Consider the following 18593-nt stretch of genomic DNA (forward strand, 5'->3'; position numbering starts at 1 on the left):
CGGACCCTGGCTGCCGGAGCCGCTGGTCACCGCCGAGGACGACGTCGCCGGCACCGTCGAGCGCGCCGAATCGTTGTCGATGGCGATGCTGGTGGCCCAGCGACTCGGGCAGGCTGGTCAGCTCAGCATCCAGACGGAGATGGGTGAGGGCGGTGAGTCTCCGCCAGCGGGGGCTCCTTGAGGTCCACCGGCCTGATGTTCAGCTCCTCCGAGGCGGTGAGGACCACCGCCCCCGCGCCGCCCACGGCCGGCAGCGCGAGAGCGCTGGCCAGCAGCCCCGCGGCCACTGCCGCTCCGGCGAGCCGGGCGACCTTCCGGACGGCCGATCCGTCGGCTCCGGTGTCGTGCGACCGGCGGCCGGTCCCCCTGGCGTCGGTGAGCAGACGCTCGACGGGCGCACGCATACGGTTCTCCCTCGTTACCCCTTTATGGCCGGTCTTTAACCTATATGTGGAATGAAGGGCATGCCGCTGGATGTCGCGGAACGGGGCCGGCTCACGGGCCGGCACGTGCTCCCGCGTCAGCGCCGTGGGGTGCGCAGGTGGATGCGTTCGCCCTGCTTCCCGAAGAGGCTGAGCAGTTCGACGCTGCCGCGTCCGGCGGCGCCGAACCAGTGCGGGATCTGGCAGTCGAACTCGGCCGCTTCGCCGGCTCCCATGAGGAAGTCGTGGTCGCCCAGTTTCACGCGGAGCTGTCCGCGGAGCACGTAGAGCCATTCGTAGCCCGAGTGGGTCCGCAGGTGGGGCTCTCCGTCGTGCGCCGGAATGGTCATCTTGTACGCGCGTGGTTCTCCCTGATGTCGCGACAGCGGGATCAGCACTCGGCCGTCTTTTCTGGTGGGCTGCTGCGGCACGCGCGGATCGAGTATCCGGGGTACGGCGACGATCTCGTCGAGGGGGATGCCCAGCACCGCGGTGATCGGCAGGAGCAGCTCAAGGCTCGGCTTGCGCTGAGCCGACTCCAGCCGGGACAGCGTGCTGGTCGAGATGCCGGTGGCTCGCGCGAGGTCGGCCAGGCTGATGCCCTTCTTCTCGCGGGCACGTCGCAGCCGAGGGGCGATCTGCTCTATCACGGCACTGACGCTCGGTTGCTCGTCCATGGGACGCAGTCAACCAATGTGTCCCGGAATCAGCAACAGAGTTTGTCGGTTCCGGCCAAGTCTCCCGATCCTCTCCATGGAGGTGATCCGGATGGACGCAACAACGGACCCAACGAGCGGATCGGGGTCGGAGATGCTGTGGGACACGATCGTCATCGGCGGCGGGGCCGCCGGCCTGTCGGCCGGGGTCGTGCTCTCGAGAGCGCGGTTCGCGACTCTGGTCGTCGACGGCGGAGAGCCCCGGAACGGGCCCGCCGATCACATGCACGGGTACCTGACCCGGGACGGCATGGCGCCGGGAGAGTTCGTCGCGACCGGACGAGAGGAGCTCGCCCGTTACGGCGGGACACTTGTGCGGGCATCGGTGACCGGCGCGCGGCGCGCCCCGGACGGCACGTTCGAGCTGCGGCTCGACGACAACCGCGCCCTGCGCGCCCGGTCGGTGCTGGTCGCGACCGGGCTGACCGACGGACTGCCCGACATCCCGGGGCTGTCCGAGCGGTGGGCGTCCGAGGTGCACCACTGCCCCCACTGCCACGGCTACGAGGTGCGGGGGCGCACCATCGCCGTGATCGGCGGCGCGATGGCGGCGGTATCGACGCACCTGGCCGCGCTGATGCGCCGTCACAGCTCCTCGGTGACCTTCTGCGTCAACGGCGCCGAGGTCAGCACCGCCCAGCGGCAGCGCCTCACGGCGTACGGCGTGCGCCTGATCGACGCGCGCGTCACACGGGTCGTGGCGAATGCCGGCACCGCGGGCGGGGACCCGGTCGCGATCGAGCTCGACAACGGCGGGACGGTCGCGTGCGAGGCCATCTTCGTGGCCCCCCGCCCGGTGCCCCATGACGCGGTCCTGACCGCGCTCGGCGCGGGCAAGGACCCGGTGAGCGGACTCGTCGCCGTCGATCCCCAAGGTGCCACGGATGTCCCCGGGGTCTGGGCGGCCGGGAACGTGGTCAACCCCCGGGCGCAGGTCATCGCCGCCGCGGGCGCGGGCTCCACCGCCGCCATCAACATGACAGGCTGGCTGCTCGAACGGGAGCTGTCCGCTGCCCTCTCGCCCGACGGGCCCGACGCCGGGGGTGCGATCTGATGGCGGGCATCACCGCGGAGACGCCCCGGGACACTCCCTCCGACCGGTTGCCCGCCGGTGTGTACCTGCTCGGTTTCAGCCTGTTCGCGATGGGGACCGCGGAGTTCCTGCTGGCCGGCGTACTGCCGGCGGTGGCGGCCGATCTGGACGTCACGCTCTCCTCGGCCGGGTTCCTGATCACCGCGTTCGCGCTGGGTGTCGTGATCGGCGGGCCACCGTTCGCGGTGCTCAGCCTGCGCTGGCCGCGCCGCACCGCGCTGGTGGCGACGCAGGGCGCCTTCGCGGCCAGCATCGTCGTCGGACTGCTGGGCGACTACCAGGTCCTGCTGCTGACGAGGGTGGTCTCGGGTATCGCCTACGCGGGCTTCTTCGCCGTCGCGTCGGTGACCGCGATCAGCCTGGTGACGCCGGACCGGAACGCCCGCGCCTCCGGAGTCGTGGTCAGCGGGCTCAGCGTGGCGATGGTCATCGGCGGCCCCGCGGGCACGCTGCTCAGCCACTTCGTCCAGTGGCGCGGCGGCTTCTGGGCCGTCGTGGCCCTGACGGTCGCCGGGATCGCCGGTTGCCTCCTCGGACTCCCCGCCGCCGGCTCGGGCGTCGGCCGGTCCACCGGGCCGAGTGTCTCGCGGGAGCTCGCCACGATGCGGAGACCGATGCTCTGGGGCATCTACGCGATCACGATCCTGACCACCGCGGCGTACATGATCACGTTCAACTACCTGGCGGCCATGCTCGCCGACATCACCGGCGTCCCCGAGGTCTGGATCCCGGCGATCCTCGCGCTCTTCGGGGTCGGCGCCTTCGTCGGCCTGTCCGTCGGCGGCCGCGTCTCCGATCGGCGCCCCCACCTCGCGCTCCTCACCGGCGCGTCGGCGATCGTGATCCTGTCGGTCGTGATGGCCGGCGTGATCCAGCAGGTCTGGGCGGTGGTGCCCACGGTTCTCCTGATCGGCGTCGCCGCGTTCGTACTGAACCCCGCCCTCTACGGACGTGTCTTCGCCATCGCGGCCGATGCGCCGACCCTCGCCGGCGCCACCACCGTGTCGGCGTTCCAGCTCGGCATCAGCATCACCCCCGTCCTGGCAGCCGCCCCACTCACCCAAGGGGTCACTCTCACATCGGTCTGCCTGATCGGGGCCGCCCTCGCCGCGGCCGCCGTACCCCTCATTCTCCTGGACCGGGCACGACAGGACCGCCCGACGCGACGCGCGGCGGCTGACACGGCCCCGGCCGCCGTCCGTCCGGCTCACGACGGGGCCGCCGGGAAGGCCCGGCCGGTGGCCTGACGCGGCGCGGCCCGCGCGGAGGTCCGCGCGGGCCGCAGGCGGTGCCGGAGTGCCTAGAGCAGGCTGTTCTGGGTCAGCCAGTCCTTGGCGACCGTGGCGGCGTCGTCCTTGTCGATCGCCACGCGCTTCATCAGCGCCAGGAGCCCGGCGGTGTCGAGCTTGGCGGAGACCGCGTTCAGCGTGGTCCGCACGGTGTCGTTCACCCCGGCCTTGTTGACCAGGGGAGCGATGTTGTCGGCGGCGAAGGCGTTCTTGGTGTCCTGCAGCGAGACCAGGTCGTTGAGCACGATCTTGGGGTCGGTGGTGAAGACGTTGCCGACCTGGACGGTGCCGTCCTTGATGGCGTCGGCGGTGGCGTCGCCGGTCTTCTTCCACTCCTTGAACTCAAGGCCGTAGGTGTCCTTGAAGTTCTTCTCCTGGCGGGACTGGAACTCCGGCGGGCCGCCGACCGCGTAGTTCTTGGCGACCTTGACCAGGTCCTCGATGGTGGTGAGGCCGTCCTTGGTGGCGGTCGCCTTGGTCACCGTCAGCGAGTTGTTGTCCTCGGCGGCCGCGGGCTCCAGCACCTCCAGCTCGGCCGGGAGCTTCTCCTTGAGTCCGGCGACGACGTCGTCCTTGGTCTTCGCCGTGGTCGTCTTGTCGACGAAGGCGAGCAGGGAGCCGATGTATTCCGGCAGGACCGTCAGGCCGCCGCTCTTGGCCTGGTCGAACAGGACCTCGCGGCTGCCGATGTTGAGCTTCTTCTCGACCTGGACGCCCTTGGCCTCCAGCGCCTGGGAGTAGATCTCGGCGAGCAGGACGTTCTCCGGGAAGTTGGCCGAACCGACGACGACCTTCCCCCCGGGGGCGGCCGCGGATCCCGAGCCCGCGGGGCTCGCGGACGCGCTGGTCAGCGGGTCACCACCACCACCGCACGCGGTAAGAGTGAGCGCCGCGGACAGGATGACTGCCGCGGTGCGGAAAAGGCGCTTCATCGTGCTTTCCCTTCTAAAACGGGGGGTAATAAGGAGATTACCGTACGGTCTGGCGCTGACTCACCCCCGGGGAGACCGTGACGCGTTGCACCAGAGCGAAACCCAGCTGGACGATCAGAGCCAGCAGCGCCACCAGGACGGCCCCTCCGATCGTGCGTGGGAAGTCCTTGGTCGCCAGGCCGTCGACGATGTAGCGGCCGAGGCCGCCCAGCCCCACGTAGGCGGCCACGGTCGCGGTCGCCACCACCTGGATCGCGGCGATCCGCAGGCCGAGCAGGATGAGCGGCAGCGCGACCGGCACGAGCACCTTGCCGAGGACCTGGCCGCCGCGCAGACCCATGCCGTAGGCGGCGTCCCGCAGGTCGGGATCCACTCCGCGCAGGCCCTCGTAGGTGTTGACCAGGATCGGCGGTACGGCGAGCGCCACCAGCGGGATCAGCACCGGGACGATGGTGCCGACGCCCATCAGCAGCACGATGAGCACCAGCAGGCCCAGCGTCGGGAGGGCGCGGGCCGCGTTGGCGCTCAGGATCGCGAACAGCGCGCCCCGGCCCGTGTGGCCGATCCACAGCCCCAGCGGCAGCGCGATCAGCATGGCCAGCAGCAGCGAGAGCCCGGAGAACTCCAGGTGCTCCAGCAGCCGGGCGGGGATGCCGTCCGGGCCGGACCAGTTGTCCGGGTCCCCGAAGAAGTCGATCAGCCAGTTCACGCCGTCCCCCTCGCCCGCGACCATGGGGTGAGCAGCCGCTGCGCCAGGACCAGCAGCAGGTCGGCGACCGCCGCCAGCGCCACGACCAGCACGATGCCCACGATGATCGGGGTGTAGAACTGCCGCTGCCAGCCGTCGATGAACAGGTAGCCCAGCCCGCCCCTGCCGACCAGCGCGCCCACGCTGACCAGGCTGATGCTGGAGACCGCCGCCACCCTGAGCCCGGCCAGCACGACCGGGACCGCGATCGGCAGCTCCACCCGCAGCAGCCTCCGCATCGGGGTGAAGCCCATCGCCACCGCCGACTGGCGCACGTGGTCGGGGACCGAGGTGAGCCCGTCCACGACGGCCGGGATCAGCACCGCCATGGAGTAGAACGTGAGCGGGACCATGACGGTCGTCCGGGTGGCCAGACCGGTGACCGGGATGAGCACGATGAAGACGGCCAGCGAGGGCAGCGAGTAGATCACGTTCATCACGCCGACGGTCGGCTGGTAGAGCCAGCGCCAGCGGACGCCGGCCAGCCCGAGCGGGAGCGCGATGAGCAGCCCGACGACGACCGGCACCAGCGCCATGACGACGTGGTCCTCCAGCAGGACCTGGATGGAGGCCCAGTTGCGCCCGATCCAGTCCCAGCGGATCAGCGGTTCCTCATGCACCGACGCCCCCGGCGACCTTGCCCAGCGCCTCGTCCAGCGCCTCGCGGGTGGCCACGCCCTCCACCCTGCCGTCCTCGTCCACCGCGATCGCGCTCCCGGAGGGGGACAGCAGCGCCGCGTCCAGCGCGCCGCGCAGCGAGTCGCGGCCCCTGACGAACGTCCCGTACGGCGCGAGCGGCACGTCCGCCACCGTGCCCGACTCCGGCAGGTCCTTGACGGCCGCCCAGCCCAGCGGCCGGTCCGCCCCGTCCACCACGGCCAGCCAGTCCTCGGCCGTGTCGCGCACCGAGGAGACCTCCGCGGAGGCGGGCACCGTCAGGTCGGTGCGCAGCCGCAGCCCCTCGTCGGAGATGAACGACAGCCGGCGGATGCCCCGGTCGCGGCCGAGGAACTCGCGGACGAAGTCGTCGGCGGGCCGGGCCAGCAGCGTCGGGGGGTCGGCGAGCTGCGCCAGATGTCCGCCGACGCGGAGCACGGCCACCCGGTCGCCGAGTTTGATGGCCTCGTCGATGTCGTGGGTGACGAACACGATGGTCTTGTTGAGCTCGGCCTGCAGCCGGAGCAGCTCCTCCTGCAGGCTCGTCCGCACGATCGGGTCCACCGCGCTGAACGGCTCGTCCATCAGCAGCACCGGCGGGTCGGCCGCCAGCGCGCGGGCCACGCCGACGCGCTGCTGCTGACCGCCGGAGAGCTGGAAGGGGTAGCGGTCGGCCATCTTGAGGTCGAGGCCGACCCGCTCCAGCAGCTCCATCGCCCGGTCCCGGGCCTTCTTCCGGTCCCAGCCGAGCAGGTGGGGCACCGTCGCCACGTTGTCGACGATCTTGCGGTGCGGGAAGAGCCCGGCCTGCTGGATGACATAGCCGATGCCCCGGCGCAGGGTCGGCGGGTCGATGCTCTTGACGTCCACGCCGTCGAGGAGGATCTGCCCCTCCGTCGCGTCGATCATTCTGTTGATCATGCGCAGGGACGTCGTCTTGCCGCACCCCGAGGGGCCGACGAACACCGTTATCTCTCCCGTGGGCACCTCAAGGCTCAGACCGTCGACGGCGATGGTCCCGTCGGCGTAGCGCTTGGTCACCCGGTCAAATTTGATCATGCGCAACCTCTTGCTCCTCGGCAGGGCCGCGGCCCCCTGCCACAACTGCCCCATGATCTATCGCGGACCACCCTATGACCTATGACCGACATTTCCGGTCTGTCTTCCCGGCTTCATCCGGAGGTCCCCGCAAGCCTCTCCAACCATCGCGATATCTATCAAATGGACATTCAATACTGCGGAGAACCTCAACGGACCGGCACGATTACCCATATCGTGGAGATTGACACCTTCAGCGCCACACGCACCACCGGCCCCAGGGCCTCCACTCTCCACCACGCTCGCTCGAACCTTCAGAGGAACCGGTCCCGTGCCCCAACCGCTCCTCGGTCAACACTCGCGCGGCGAACTGATCGCCGAGCTCTACGACCGTCACGCCGCCGGCCTGTTCGCGTACTGTCACGATCAGCTCGGCGATCCCGGCTCGGCCGCCGACGCGCTGAGAGCCGTCCTCGCCGCCGTCCCGGACCTGGAGCCCCCGCGCGCCGCACTTTACGCGGCCGCCCGCCGGGAGATCTACCTGCGAGACGTGGTCCACGCCCCGCCCGCCGCCGGCGCCGACCCGGTCGCCGCCTTCGTCGAGCGCGTGCTGCGCGACCTGCGCCCGCACCAGCGCGAGGTGCTCTACCTGTCCGGCGTGCGCGAGATGGACACCGCCGAGCTGTCCTGGGTGCTCGACGTGGCCGCCGACACCGCCGACGAGCTGACCGTGAGCGCCTGCCGGCGCTTCGCCCAGTCGCTGAACCTGGCCCTGGCCTCCACCAGGGTGCCGGACCACCTGGCCGAGGTGTTCGGCGCCCTCCCCGTCGCCCCGGTCCGCGACGTGCTGGTCCGCGCCCCCTGGGCCACCCCGCCCGCGGCGCTGCGCGCCATGACGCTGGGATCGCCGTCCCGTACGGCCGCCGCCCCACCGTCGGCCGCCCTGCAGGTCAGGCAGCTCTGGCCGACGGCCCCGGCGTGGCCGCCGGCCGAGACCGGTACGCCCGCCGCCCCCGGCGTGTTCTTCCTGCCGGACCGCGCGCCCGACCCCTTCCCCGACCCCTTCGCCGCCCCGGATCCCGAGGTGGTCTCCACGCACGAGGCCACCACCGAGCCGATGCCCAGGCTCAAGGACACGGTCCTGACGGCGCTCGACGACGTGCTCACCCGGCCCCGGCGGCCGAGGCCGAAGCGGCCGAGACCGCGCGGCGCGGCCCCCCTGGCCGCCCCGGCCGCGTCACCGCCGCCGGCCACGCCGCCCCTGCCGGCCCCGCTCCCCGCCGACGTGCTCGACGACCCCCCGGCGCCGCCCGCCGGCCTCTCCCCTCCGCCGGAGGACCTGTTCCGCCCGCTCAGCCCCGAGGCGCGGGCGACCCGGGCCTATACCGACCGGCTGGTCGCCGCCGCGCCCCGCGCGGAGCCGGCCCCCGCCGCGTCCGAGAGCCGGCCCGCGCCCGTGGAGCCGCCGGGCGCCTCGCCGTCCCCCGGCAGGCACGCCCGTACGGAGCCGCCCCTGCCGGGCTGGCCCCTGCGGCCGGAGGAACTGGACGCCCTCCAGCCCCGGCCCGCCCAGCTCGGGGAGACCGCCCAGCTCGGGGAAATCGCCCGGCCCTGGGAGACCATCCGGTCCGGAGACCTCCTCAGCCCCGAGGAGCCCGCCCGGCCTGGAGACCTCCTCAGCCCCGAGGAGCCCGCCCGGTCCGAGGAGCCCGGCCCGACCGAGGAGCCCGGCCCGACCGAGGAGCCCGGCCCGGCCGAGGGACCCACCCAGCCTTGGGCACCCGCCCGGTCCGGAGACCTCCTCAACCCCGAGGAGTCCGTCCAGCCCGACGAGGTCGCCCGGCCCTGGGCACCCATCCGGTCCGGAGACCTTCTCCAGCCCTGGGAACCGGCCCGGCCGGAGCACCTCACCCGGTCCGGGGAACCCGTCCGGCCCGGAGACCTCCTCCGGGCCGGGGGGCCCACCGCTCCCGGAGCCGGTCCGGAGAAGGCCGCGTCCGGCGCCGCCAGGGCGGGCCGGGCGGAGACCGGCCAGGCAGCGGCCTCCCGACCGGCGCGGGCGGGCAGGCGAGCACGTCGCAGGCACCAGGCGTCCGCCGCGGGCCGCCGTCACCGCGACTGGGTGTGGGAAGTGATCGGCTTCCTCATCTGCGTGGCGATCGCGATGATCGTCTTCTTCACGGTCCCGACGATCGTCACCCCGTAGGCCCGCCGGGCCGGCGCGGCACAGCCAGGGTGGTCACGTACCCTCGCCGTACGCCAAGTTGTCATATTGGCGACATGTCATGTTTAGGGCAGGCCAGAAATCGTGACGTGGGGGGTCATCATCGCCCACCCTCGTGATCGGTAGTACCGAATCACGGAAGGGCGCCCCCCTCATGCACTGGCTTGCCCGCCTCACCGCCGTCGGAGCGGTGTCCCCACTCCTCGCCCTGCCGGCTCTGCCGGCCGCGGGCGGGGCCGCCCCCGCACCGCCCCCGGCGGCCCCCTCGCACCGGGTCACCCTCATCACCGGGGACGTGGTGACCGTCCGCCAGGCCGCGGCCGGGAAGTGGGCGGTGACGGTCGATCCCGCCAAGGGCCGGGAGCGGATCAGGTTCTCCACCCACGACATCGACGGGAAGCTGCAGGTGCTCCCCGACGACATGGTCCCCTACGTGGCCGGCGACCTGATCGACAAGAGCCTGTTCGCGGTCGGCGACCTGATCGCCCAGGGGTACGACGACACCGGCAGCCCCGCGCTGCCGCTGCTGCTCTCCTACGACAAGGGCGCCCGGGCCGCGGGCGCGCTGCCCGGCGTCAAGTCGGTGGGCGAGCTGGAGAGCATCGACGCGCGGGCGGTGAACGCCGGCAAGGGCGAGCTGGCCGCGTTCTGGAAGGCCGTCGGCGCGGCGCCGGCGGCCCGCTCCAGCGAGCCCCGGCTCGCCTCGGGGATCAGGAAGATCTGGCTGGACGCCAAGGTGAAGGTCGACCTGGAGCGCAGCGTCCCGCAGATCGGCGCCCCCGAAGCGTGGAAGAGCGGGTTCGACGGCAAGGGCGTCAAGGTGGCCGTCCTGGACACCGGCGCCGACGAGAACCACCCCGACCTCGCCGGGAGGATCGCGGACAGGCGCAACTTCACCCCCGCCCCCTCGACCCAGGACGGTCACGGGCACGGCACCCACGTCGCCTCCACCATCGCGGGCCTCGGCACGGCCTCCGAGGGCCGTCGCAAGGGCGTGGCCCCCGGCGCCGAGCTGATCGTCGGCAAGGTGCTGGACGACGACGGCTCGGGCAGCTTCTCGCAGATCATCGAGGGGATGGAGTGGGCCGCGACGTCCGGTGCCGACGTCGTGAACATGAGCCTGGGCGGCGCGGCGACGGACGGCACCGACCCGGTCAGCACCGCCCTGAACACGCTGACCGAGCAGACCGGCACCCTCTTCGTCGTCGCGGCGGGCAACGAGGGGCAGGAGTATTCGGTCGGCACCCCCGGCGCCGCGACGTCGGCGCTGACCGTCGGCGCGGTCGACGCGGACGAGGCGCTCGCCCCCTTCTCCAGCCGTGGCCCGCGTCTCGACGACGGCGCCAAGCCGGACATCACCGCCCCGGGAGTGGCGATCGTGGCCGCGCGGGCCGAGGGCACCTCGATGGGCCAGCCCGCCGACGAGCGCTACACCGCCGCGTCCGGAACCTCGATGGCGACGCCCCACGTGGCCGGCGCCGCCGCGATCCTCAAGCAGCGGCACCCGGACTGGAAGGCCCGGCAGCTCAAGGACGCCCTGGTCTCGACCGCCAGGACCGCGCAGGACCTGACCGTCTACGAGCAGGGCGGCGGACGGGTGGACATCGCGCGGGCCGTACGGCAGGGCGTCACGGCCACCGGCGTGCTCGACCTGGGCACCCACAAGGACGGTGGCTCCACGAGTCCCTCCGGGACCGTCGCCTACACCAACTCCACCCAGGCGCCCGTCTCACTGACGCTGGCCGTCACCCTGAGCAACCTGGACGGTGACGCCCCCGCCCAGGGCGCGCTCACCCCGGGGTCGACGTCGGTCACCATCGACGCCGGCGCCACGGTCACGGTCCCGGTGACCGCCGACCTGGCGAAGCTGGCGTACGGCCGGCACTCCGGCCACCTCACCGCGGTCACCGCGGACGGATCGGTCTCCCTGCAGACCACGCTGGCGCTCACCAAGAGTCCCCGCACCCACAAGGTGCACATCAGCGCCATCGGCAAGGACGGCAAGCCGGCGAGCGTGAGCAACATCTTCATGTTCGGCCCCGGCCGGCAGGACAATCTCCTCACCTACCTCATGCCGTGGGAGGCCGAGGAGGGGAAAACCTTCGAGGTCTCCGAGGGCACCTACTTCGCGCAGAGTCAGTTCGGCGAGGAACGTCTGGGCGGGCACGTCATCGACATCAAGATCGACATTCCCGAGTTCCAGGTGAACGACGACGTGGAGCTGGTGTTCGACGCGCGGAAGACACGGCCGATCGTGATCAGGACGCCGCAGCCGGTGGTCCAGGATGGCATCTCCACGTTCGCCAGCTACCGTGACACCGGTTCCCGGAAGATCTCCTCGTCGTTCATGAACTTCCCCACGGTCGAAGAGCTGCACGTGGCCGGGACGCAGCCGGTCCGCGAAGGCACCTTCGAGTTCACCTCGCGCTGGCAGTACGGCGCGCCGAGGCTGTCCTCACGGGTCAACGGCTTCAAGGAGCCGCTGGACCTCTTCCCGATGGTGAGATCACCGGAGTGGAGCGGCCGGTACCGGTGGGAGCTCGTCGACGGCGGTCGCGGCACCCCCGAGGAGCTCCGCGCTCTCACGCTGCGCGGCCGGGCGGTCATCCTGTCGAGCACCTTGGACGGTCCCCAGTGGGACGAGATGATCGCGGCCGCCGCCGAGGCGGGCGCCGCGGCGGCGATCGTCATACCGACCAGCGACGACGGCGCGTGGCAGTACTGGTGGCCGGGCGAGGACAGGCAGGCGATCCCGGGTGCCTCGATCCCCTACGGCCAGGGGCAGAAGCTTCTGGAGCGGGTCCGCAAGGGCCGGGCCGTCCTCGACGTGACCGCGAACATGGCCATCCCCTATCTCTACGACATCTCGCAGGTCTCCAAGGGGCGGATCCCGGAGCAGATCGTCTATGAGGCCAACGCCTCCAACCTGGCCCGCGTGGACACCGGCTACCACGAGGCCGGCGGTTTCGGCTGGGCCAAGGAGCAGCGGTTCGGCTGGCGGCCGTGGCAGGTCTTCTCCAACGAGGGGCAGCGCTGGGTCCGCACGGGGTCCGAGCGCGTCGAGTACGTCACCTCGGGTGACACCCAGTGGGAGCACGTGGCGCAGCACATGTTCACCTGGGATGCGATGAGCCCGCTCGCCCCCGGGCTCACCGGCGGGCCGCGCAGCTACACCGCCGGTGAGAAGGTCGGCGAGCGGTGGTTCGGCCCCGTCGTGCGGCCGGCGATCCCGCCGAACAGGCCCGAGTTCACCCCGACCCGGACGGAGGACACGCTGAGGCTCGACATCCCCGAGTTCGTCGACGCCGCCGGCCACTACGGCTACGCGTTCACCTCCGACGAGGAGGACGTGGTCTCCGCCCGCCTCTACCGCGACGGCGTGCTCGTCGCGGAGCCGCGACGGGCCGGGGGGGACTTCCCCGCCGTTCCCGGGAAGGCCACCTACCGGCTGGAGCTGTCCACCAAGCGCTCGTCGGAGGAGTGGACGTACGCCACCGAGACCAGCACGGCGTGGACGTTCGGTTCCGCCCGTCCGGCGTCCGGCTCCGAACCGCTGCCGCTGCTCGGCGTCGACTACACCGTGCCCGCCGACCTGAACGGCCGGGTCCGCCGGGCGCTGCCGGTCCCGCTGGACTTCGCCGTGCGGAGCACCGCGCCCGGCCTCGCCCTGCGGAAGGTCACGGCCGAGCTGTCCTATGACGACGGCAAGACCTGGAAGCGCCTGGCGCTGCTGCCCCGCGGCAAGGACCGCTACTCCACCCTGGTCTCCCACCTCGCGGGCGAGGGCCGGTATGTCTCGCTGCGGGTCAATGCGGAGGACCGGGCAGGGAACGCGGTCAGCCAGACCGTGCTCCGCGCCTACGGCGTGAGGTGACGGGTCCGGGCGCCGGTACGGCATCACCGTGCCGGCGCCCGGTCCCTCGGCACTCGGCCGCCGCCCGGACTCTGGGCACTCGGCCGGCGCCCGGACCCGCCGGAGAAGGACACCGGTCCGCGGACCGCCGGCCGGGGCCGCCGGTCAGAGCCAGCGCTCCCGGGCGGCGTGCCAGGCGAGCTGCATCCGGGTCTGCGCGCCGGCCAGCTCCATGATGTGCGAGAGGCGCCGCTGCACGGTCCGCTGGCTGATCCCGAGCTGGCTGGCGATCGACTTGTCCGGCACCCCGGCGACCAGCAGCGACAGCAGGTACAGGTCGTCGGAGTTCAGTGGGCAGGGATGAGTCCCCTCGGCGAGGGCGCCGTCCTCGCCGATCCGCAGCGGCGTCGCCCGGTCCCAGTAGCTCTCGAACAGCGCGATCAGCGCCTCCAGCAGCTCGCCGCCCCGGATCAGCGCCGCCGTCGGCTCCGATATCCCGGCGTGCCGCACCAGCGGCAGCAGGCCGATCTCCCGGTCCACGACCATCAGCCGGACCGGCAGCCGGGGCAGGGCTCGGGCGCGCTCGCCCAGCTTGACGCCGTAGGCCACGTTGGCCTGCATCCCCGGCTCCTCCAGCAGGTCGCGCTCGTAGACCACCCGGTAGACCACCCCGCGGCGCAGCGCGTCCAGCTCCGCGTCGTTCTCGGTCGAGTGCATCACGATCGCGCTCCCCCGGCAGAAGCAGAGGACCTCCTCGCGGGCGTTCTCCTGCAGGTGTTCGAGCTGCTCGCGCAGCGCGATCCGGTTGGGCAGCACCTCCACGAGGAGGCCGGCGTCACGGCGGCGGGCGTTGCCCCGGTACTCCTCCGACAGCTGCTCCACGGTGCGCCGCGCCCAGTCGAGCGACTGCTGCTGGCGCAGCAGGCGCGCGCCCAGCACGATGTCGGGGGAGACCGCGGTGAAGCGCCGCTCCGCCGCAGCGGCCGTCTCCGCGGAGGCCGTCCGGACCAGTCCCCTGGCCTCCATGGACGACAGCACCGTCTCGACCGCGCCGACGTCGAGGTCCAGCTCCGCGGCGAGATCGACGACGCCCGCCTCGGCCGCCGTCACCAGGAACCGGTAGAGGCGTTCCTCCACCGGATCCAGCCCGACCGTTTCCAGCATGTCGCAATAATGCCATCCAAAACACGCATAACGGATGCAACTTCACCTCACAGGACGAGACCGCCGCGGGAGCCGCCCGTGGATGACGGCGCCCGGCCCTCCCCGGGCGCCGGTGCGGCCGTCACCCGGCCGACAGGATCAGGCCGCTGGTGGGCACGCCGGTCCCCGCGGTGACCAGGACGTTGCGGACCCCGGAGACCTGGTTCACCGAGGTGCCCCGGACCTGCCTGACCGCCTCGGCGATGCCGTTCATGCCGTGGATGTACGCCTCGCCGAGCTGCCCGCCGTGCGGGTTGACCGGCAGGTGGCCGTCGATCTCGATGCCGCCGTCGGCGACGAGGTCCCGCGCCTCGCCGCGCCCGCAGAAGCCGAGCTCCTCCAGCTGGGTGAGCACGAACGGGGTGAAGTGGTCGTACAGGATGGCCGTCTGGACGTCGGCCGGGCCGAGCCCCGACTGCTCCCAGAGCCGGCGGCCGACCACCCCCATCTCCGGCAGACCGGTCATCTCGTCGCGGTAGTAGCTGGTCATCATCAGCTGGCCGGCGCCGGCCCCCTGGGCCGCGGCGGCGATCAGAGCGGGTGACCTGCGCAGGTCCCTGGCCCGTTCGGCGGAGGTGACCACCAGCGCCACCGCGCCGTCGCTCTCCTGGCAGCAGTCGAGCAGGTGCAGCGGCTCCACGATCCACTTGGACGCCTGGTGCTCCTCCAGCGTGATCGGGCGCCCGTGGAACCAGGCCGCGGGGTTGGTGGCCGCGTGCCGGCGCATCGCCACGGCCACCCGGCCGAAGTCCTCGGACGTCACGCCGTAGGCGTGCATGTAGCGCCGGGCGAACATGGCGACCCAGCCCGCCGGGGTCATCAGCCCGTACGGCACGTGCCAGCTCATCTCCAGGCCCTGGGAGGACGGCTCGCCGCCGATCCGGGCGTCGGGCTGGCCGAACCTGCGGCCCGAACGCTCGTTGAAGGCGCGGTAGCAGACCACGGTCTCGGCGGCCCCGGTGGCGACCGCCATCGCGGCGTGCAGCACGGTGCCGCACGCCGCGCCGCCGCCGTAGTGCACGCGGGAGAAGAACGTCAGATCGCCGATGCCCACCTCGCGGGCCACGGCGATCTCCTGGTTGGCGTCCTGGGTGTAGGTCACCAGCCCGTCGACGTCCGAGGGGCTCAGGCCCGCGTCGTCCAGCGCCGCGAACACCGCCTCGGCGGCGAGCTGGAGCTCCGACCGCCCTGACTGCTTGGAGAACTCGGTCGCGCCGATACCGGCGACAGCCGTACTCCCCGGGAGGGAGACCACGGTGATGGGTGCCTTTCTGCGGTGGGGCGTGTGGGGGCGTGCCCGGCGTCCGGACGGGGCGGGCGCTCAGCGTCCGGGCAGGGCGAAGCGGACGGTGCCGGAGGCGTGGTCGCCAAGGCTGACCCTGCCGCGGACCTCGACCGTGAACTCGCCGTCGTCGTGGGCGACGACGGCGCCGGTGAAGGTCAGCGTGTCGCCCGCGTAGGCGGGGACGCCGAGCTTGACGTTGATGCCGCGGATCAGCGCCTCGGGGCCCGCCCAGTCGGTGACATAGCGCTCGACGAGGCCCATCGTGGTCAGGATGTTGAGGAAGATGTCCTTGGAGCCCTGTGCCCTGGCGCCCTCGACGTCGTGGTGGACCGGGGTGAAGTCCATCGTCGCCAGCGCCGTCGAGATGATCATAGTGGGGGTCAGCCCGATCACGAGTTCCGGGAGGACCGACCCGATCTCGACCTGGTCTTCGGTAAGCGTCCGCATCATGACTCCTGGGGGACCCACATCGGCAGGATCAGCTCGTCGTCCATCTGGCGATACGTCACACGCAACTGCATACCGATACCCACTTCTTCCGGCGGACAGTCCACGACATTGCCCACGATCCGCACCCCTTCCGGCAGCTCCACCACAGCGACCACATAAGGAGTGCTCAGCCCCGGGACCGGCGGGTTGTGGTGCACGACGTAGCTGTAGACCTCGCCTGTACCGCCCGCCACGACGTGCGTCCGGTCGGCCGAACGGCACGACGGGCAGATCGGGCCCGGGGGGTGCCGGAGCTCTCCGCAGTCCGCGCATCTCTGGATCCGGAGCTCGCCCCTGGCGACACCTTCCCAGAAGAACGCGGTGTCCCTGTTGACCGCCGGTCTCAGCGGGTACGGCTCGCGTGCCTCGGGCGTGGTTTTCCGCTCCCGGGGGCGAAATTTCAGTACCCGGAACAGCATGTGGGCCACGGGCTCCTCCCCCGAGTACCACGTGACGTTCCAGGTGACGAAGTAGCCCTCGCCGAGCGCCGTCTTCTTCGGCCCGGAGAGCCCGGCGAACCGGGTGGCCGGCACCAGCCGCTCGCCGACCCTGAGGTAGCGGTGGTAGGTCTGCTCGCAGTTGGTCGCGACCACGCCGGTGTAGCCGCTGCCGTCCAGCGCCCTGAGCACGTCGTCGACCGGGGTGCTCTGCTGCCCGCGGTCCCGGTTCACCCCGGGCATGTTCCAGACCTGGATCATCGCCGGGGGCGCCACGACCTCCCCGTGCACGCTGCCCGCAGCGGCCTCCGCGTCGGTGTAGACGGGGTTGGCGTCCCCCATGGCGTCGGCCCAGTGCCGGATCATCGGGAGGTTGACCGGGTCCGCGGCGGCCGCGCCCCGGACCTCGCCGAGCTCGATCTGCCGCCCGGCCAGGGCCATGAGCCGGTCGTGGAGGGCGGGCTCCGCCGTCGCGGTCATCGGGGCGGCCTCGGCAGGCTCAGGCCGAGCATGGCGATGAGCTCGCGCTGGACCTCGTTGACGCCGCCGCCGAAGGTGAGCACGATCGCGCCCTTGACGCCGTGGTCGAGGCGGTCGACGAAGTCGGCCGTCTCCGGGTCGGCCGGGTCGCCGTAGCGGGCCAGGACGTCGCCGACGATCCTGCCGACCTCCTGCATCCGCTCCGATCCGTAGATCTTGGTGGCCGAGGCGTCGGGGGCGCCCAGCCAGCCCAGGTCCATGTTGGCCGCGACCTGCCAGTTCAGCAGCTCGTTGGTCCGGAAGCAGGCGTAGACCCGGCCGAGCGCCCGCCGTACGGCCGGCTCCTCGATGAGGCCGGTGCCGCGGGCCCAGCGCAGGAACCTGTCGTAGGTGTGGGCGATGTTGCCCGCCGGGCCCAGCGTGACCCGTTCGTGGTTGAGCTGGTTGACGATCAGGTCCCAGCCCTTGTTCTCCTCCCCCACCACCATGTCCACCGGCACGCGCACGTCGGCGTAGTAGGTGGAGTTGGTGTGGTGGCGCCCGTCCATGGTCGTGATCGGCGTCCACGAGAAGCCGGGGTCGGCGCAGTCGACGATCATCATCGTGATGCCGCGGTGCTTGCGGGCCTCCGGGTCGGTGCGGGCGGCCAGCCAGATGTACTGGGAGTAGTGCGCCCCCGAGGTGAAGATCTTCTGTCCGTTGACGACGTAGTGGTCCCCGTCGCGGACCGCGGTGGTGCGCAGGGACGCCAGGTCGGTGCCCGCCTCGGGCTCGCTGTAGCCGATCGCGAAGTGGCACTCCCCCGCCAGGATGCGCGGCAGGAAGAACTCCTTCTGCGCCGCCGTGCCGTACTGCATGAGGGTGGGGCCGACGGTCTGCACCGTGATGATCGGGTAGGGCACCTCGGCGCGGGCGATCTCGTTGGCGAAGATCTGCTGCTCCAGCGGGCCGTACCCGCCGCCGCCGTACTCCCGCGGCCAGCCCAGTCCGAGCTTGCCGTCGCGGCCGAGGTTGCGGCAGTGCTCCATGTAGGCGTCGCCGAACGGGTCGGTGGAGATCTTCTTGCGGTCCTCGGCGGTCAGGCAGCCCCGGAAGTACTCGCGCAGCTCGTCGCGGAGCCTTTTCTGCCCGGGGGTCAGGTCGATCATCATCAGACGAGCGCTCCGATCGTGTCGAGCCGGGCCTCCACGCCGCCCAGCAGGTGGGCGTGGTGCTTGCCCCAGGCGAAGTAGCGGTGCAGCGGGTAGGTCACGTCCAGGCCGATCCCGCCGTGCAGGTGCTGGCAGGTGTAGAGCGCCCGGAGCGCCGAGTCCGTCACGGTGAGGGCTCCGACGGCGAGGTCGGTCTCGGCCTCCTCGGCCGCACCCTCGGCCAGCCGCCACGCCCCGGACCACACGGCCACGTCCAGTGCCCGGCCGGCGATGTAGACGTCGGCGATCTGCATGGTCACCGCCTGGAACTCGGCCAGCGCCCGGTCGAACTGCCTGCGGGTCCTGACGTACTCCGTGGTCAGCGCCAGCGCCCCGGCCAGCACGCCGGAGGAGACGGCGATGATCCCGGCCAGCGCCAGCCTCCGCAGGCCGTCGAACGCCTCGCCGTCCTGGGCCCCCACCGGCTCGCCGGGGGTGGCCTCCAGGATGAGCGTGGCGGCGGGCTCGCCGGTGGAGACGGACTCGGGCCGCAGGGTCATCGCCTCCGGCGAGGCCAGGAACAGGCCGACGCCGCCG

The 18593-nt window shown here is 72.0% G+C and carries 16 protein-coding genes; 4 read left to right on the top strand and 12 right to left on the bottom strand.

Features of this window, described 5'->3' with window-relative positions; all coding sequences use genetic code 11:
* Positions 1–122: 122 nt before the first annotated feature.
* A complete protein-coding gene (locus ACWDS7_RS34935) occupies positions 123–404 on the bottom strand; it encodes a hypothetical protein (protein ID WP_451932731.1) in 282 nt (93 codons plus the stop codon).
* Positions 405–520: 116 nt separating this feature from the next.
* Positions 521–1099, bottom strand: coding sequence for a helix-turn-helix domain-containing protein (locus tag ACWDS7_RS34940; RefSeq protein WP_306864637.1), 579 nt, complete (start codon positions 1097–1099; stop codon positions 521–523).
* A 91-nt stretch (positions 1100–1190) separates the two neighbouring features.
* Between ACWDS7_RS34940 and ACWDS7_RS34945 the strand changes: the two genes are divergently transcribed.
* Both ACWDS7_RS34945 and ACWDS7_RS34950 read left to right on the top strand, forming a co-directional pair.
* The gene (locus ACWDS7_RS34945; protein WP_451932732.1) at positions 1191–2192 is read left to right on the top strand and encodes an NAD(P)/FAD-dependent oxidoreductase; all 1002 of its coding nucleotides are present in this window, start codon (positions 1191–1193) and stop codon (positions 2190–2192) included.
* The gene (locus ACWDS7_RS34950; RefSeq protein WP_451932733.1) at positions 2192–3478 is read left to right on the top strand and encodes an MFS transporter; all 1287 of its coding nucleotides are present in this window, start codon (positions 2192–2194) and stop codon (positions 3476–3478) included. Before ACWDS7_RS34945 ends, ACWDS7_RS34950 begins: the two co-directional genes overlap by 1 nt.
* A gap of 53 nt (positions 3479–3531) precedes the next feature.
* Here the strand turns inward: ACWDS7_RS34950 and ACWDS7_RS34955 are convergent, their stop codons facing one another.
* The 4 genes from ACWDS7_RS34955 to ACWDS7_RS34970 are packed head-to-tail and all read right to left on the bottom strand — an operon-like array spanning position 3532 to position 6916.
* Positions 3532–4452: a glycine betaine ABC transporter substrate-binding protein gene (locus tag ACWDS7_RS34955; protein WP_451932734.1), complete on the bottom strand. Its 921-nt coding sequence runs from the start codon at positions 4450–4452 to the stop codon at positions 3532–3534.
* A gap of 37 nt (positions 4453–4489) precedes the next feature.
* The gene (locus ACWDS7_RS34960; protein WP_306864633.1) at positions 4490–5185 is read right to left on the bottom strand and encodes an ABC transporter permease; all 696 of its coding nucleotides are present in this window, start codon (positions 5183–5185) and stop codon (positions 4490–4492) included.
* The gene (locus ACWDS7_RS34965; protein WP_306864631.1) at positions 5158–5820 is read right to left on the bottom strand and encodes an ABC transporter permease; all 663 of its coding nucleotides are present in this window, start codon (positions 5818–5820) and stop codon (positions 5158–5160) included. The genes ACWDS7_RS34960 and ACWDS7_RS34965 overlap by 28 nt, the downstream gene beginning before the upstream one ends.
* Positions 5813–6916: an ABC transporter ATP-binding protein gene (locus ACWDS7_RS34970; RefSeq protein WP_451932735.1), complete on the bottom strand. Its 1104-nt coding sequence runs from the start codon at positions 6914–6916 to the stop codon at positions 5813–5815. The genes ACWDS7_RS34965 and ACWDS7_RS34970 overlap by 8 nt, the downstream gene beginning before the upstream one ends.
* 310 nt (positions 6917–7226) lie before the next feature.
* Between ACWDS7_RS34970 and ACWDS7_RS34975 the strand changes: the two genes are divergently transcribed.
* The gene (locus tag ACWDS7_RS34975; RefSeq protein WP_451932736.1) at positions 7227–9101 is read left to right on the top strand and encodes a hypothetical protein; all 1875 of its coding nucleotides are present in this window, start codon (positions 7227–7229) and stop codon (positions 9099–9101) included.
* Between the two features lie 172 nt (positions 9102–9273).
* Positions 9274–12993, top strand: coding sequence for a S8 family peptidase (locus ACWDS7_RS34980; RefSeq protein WP_451932737.1), 3720 nt, complete (start codon positions 9274–9276; stop codon positions 12991–12993).
* A gap of 144 nt (positions 12994–13137) precedes the next feature.
* On the opposite strand, the gene ACWDS7_RS34985 is transcribed toward ACWDS7_RS34980, so the two are convergent.
* The 6 genes from ACWDS7_RS34985 to ACWDS7_RS35010 form a co-directional block, all read right to left on the bottom strand.
* Positions 13138–14136, bottom strand: a complete 999-nt coding sequence (locus ACWDS7_RS34985) for a helix-turn-helix domain-containing protein (protein ID WP_451932738.1) — start codon at positions 14134–14136, stop codon at positions 13138–13140.
* Positions 14137–14257: 121 nt separating this feature from the next.
* Positions 14258–15430, bottom strand: a complete 1173-nt coding sequence (locus tag ACWDS7_RS34990) for a lipid-transfer protein (protein ID WP_451932739.1) — start codon at positions 15428–15430, stop codon at positions 14258–14260.
* Positions 15431–15496: 66 nt separating this feature from the next.
* A complete protein-coding gene (locus tag ACWDS7_RS34995) occupies positions 15497–15910 on the bottom strand; it encodes a MaoC/PaaZ C-terminal domain-containing protein (RefSeq protein ID WP_451932740.1) in 414 nt (137 codons plus the stop codon).
* Positions 15907–16866 carry a bifunctional MaoC family dehydratase N-terminal/OB-fold nucleic acid binding domain-containing protein gene (locus tag ACWDS7_RS35000; RefSeq protein WP_306864619.1) on the bottom strand — a complete coding sequence of 320 codons (960 nt, stop codon included), beginning with the start codon at positions 16864–16866 and terminating at the stop codon, positions 15907–15909. The genes ACWDS7_RS34995 and ACWDS7_RS35000 overlap by 4 nt, the downstream gene beginning before the upstream one ends.
* Entirely contained in the window at positions 16863–18017 is a 1155-nt protein-coding gene (locus tag ACWDS7_RS35005) for an acyl-CoA dehydrogenase family protein (protein WP_306864618.1), read from the bottom strand. Before ACWDS7_RS35005 ends, ACWDS7_RS35000 begins: the two co-directional genes overlap by 4 nt.
* The coding region (locus ACWDS7_RS35010) for an acyl-CoA dehydrogenase family protein (protein WP_451932741.1) at positions 18017–18593 on the bottom strand (577 nt) is incomplete at its 5' end. The genes ACWDS7_RS35010 and ACWDS7_RS35005, both read right to left, overlap by 1 nt.

Source organism: Streptosporangium sp. NPDC003464 (assembly GCF_053588315.1).

Excerpts from the sequence above, each read along its gene's own strand:
- ACWDS7_RS34935 (WP_451932731.1), bottom strand. The coding sequence starts at position 404 with ATGCGTGCGCCCGTCGAGCGTCTGCTCACCGACGCCAGGGGGACCGGC.
- ACWDS7_RS34940 (WP_306864637.1), bottom strand. The coding sequence starts at position 1,099 with ATGGACGAGCAACCGAGCGTCAGTGCCGTGATAGAGCAGATCGCCCCT.
- ACWDS7_RS34945 (WP_451932732.1), top strand. The coding sequence starts at position 1,191 with ATGGACGCAACAACGGACCCAACGAGCGGATCGGGGTCGGAGATGCTG.
- ACWDS7_RS34950 (WP_451932733.1), top strand. The coding sequence starts at position 2,192 with ATGGCGGGCATCACCGCGGAGACGCCCCGGGACACTCCCTCCGACCGG.
- ACWDS7_RS34955 (WP_451932734.1), bottom strand. The coding sequence starts at position 4,452 with ATGAAGCGCCTTTTCCGCACCGCGGCAGTCATCCTGTCCGCGGCGCTC.
- ACWDS7_RS34960 (WP_306864633.1), bottom strand. The coding sequence starts at position 5,185 with ATGGTCGCGGGCGAGGGGGACGGCGTGAACTGGCTGATCGACTTCTTC.
- ACWDS7_RS34970 (WP_451932735.1), bottom strand. The coding sequence starts at position 6,916 with ATGATCAAATTTGACCGGGTGACCAAGCGCTACGCCGACGGGACCATC.
- ACWDS7_RS34980 (WP_451932737.1), top strand. The coding sequence starts at position 9,274 with ATGCACTGGCTTGCCCGCCTCACCGCCGTCGGAGCGGTGTCCCCACTC.
- ACWDS7_RS34985 (WP_451932738.1), bottom strand. The coding sequence starts at position 14,136 with ATGCTGGAAACGGTCGGGCTGGATCCGGTGGAGGAACGCCTCTACCGG.
- ACWDS7_RS34995 (WP_451932740.1), bottom strand. The coding sequence starts at position 15,910 with ATGATGCGGACGCTTACCGAAGACCAGGTCGAGATCGGGTCGGTCCTC.
- ACWDS7_RS35000 (WP_306864619.1), bottom strand. The coding sequence starts at position 16,866 with ATGACCGCGACGGCGGAGCCCGCCCTCCACGACCGGCTCATGGCCCTG.
- ACWDS7_RS35005 (WP_306864618.1), bottom strand. The coding sequence starts at position 18,017 with ATGATGATCGACCTGACCCCCGGGCAGAAAAGGCTCCGCGACGAGCTG.